The following is a 345-nucleotide window of genomic DNA, read 5'->3' as shown; positions in this document are numbered from 1 at the left end:
AAAGCGGGTCGGGAGTTCTTTGATCTCCCGGTGGAGGAGAAAGAGAAGTACGCGAATGATCAGGCATGCGGACAGATTCAAAGCTGTGGAAGTAAGCTAGCTAACAATAAGAGCGGGAAGCTGGAGTGGGAGGACTGCCTCTTCCATCTTGTTCATCCTCCCCATAAACACGATTTGTCGATGTGGCCTAAAATCCCCGTCGATTACATCGACGCGACGAGTGAGTATGCAAGGGAAATAAGAGCGTTGGCAACCAAAGTTCTCTCTGCGCTTTCGCTTGGGTTAGGATTGGAGGAGGGGAAGCTTGAAGAAGAGATTGGTGGTCCCGAAGAGCTAGTTCTGCAG

At 50.7% G+C, this 345-nt stretch carries 1 protein-coding gene; it reads left to right on the top strand.

Annotated features, from left to right (window positions below; all coding sequences use genetic code 11):
- A partial coding sequence (locus C6N31_RS47305) for a 2-oxoglutarate and iron-dependent oxygenase domain-containing protein (protein WP_198359689.1) occupies positions 1-345 on the top strand: 345 nt, incomplete at both ends.

This window comes from Streptomyces fildesensis (genome assembly GCF_016107395.1).
Classification (GTDB): Bacteria; Actinomycetota; Actinomycetes; order Streptomycetales; family Streptomycetaceae; genus Actinacidiphila; species Actinacidiphila fildesensis.
The sequence above is the reverse complement of the archived record's forward strand: the minus strand, read 5'-3'. Positions and strand labels throughout refer to the sequence as shown.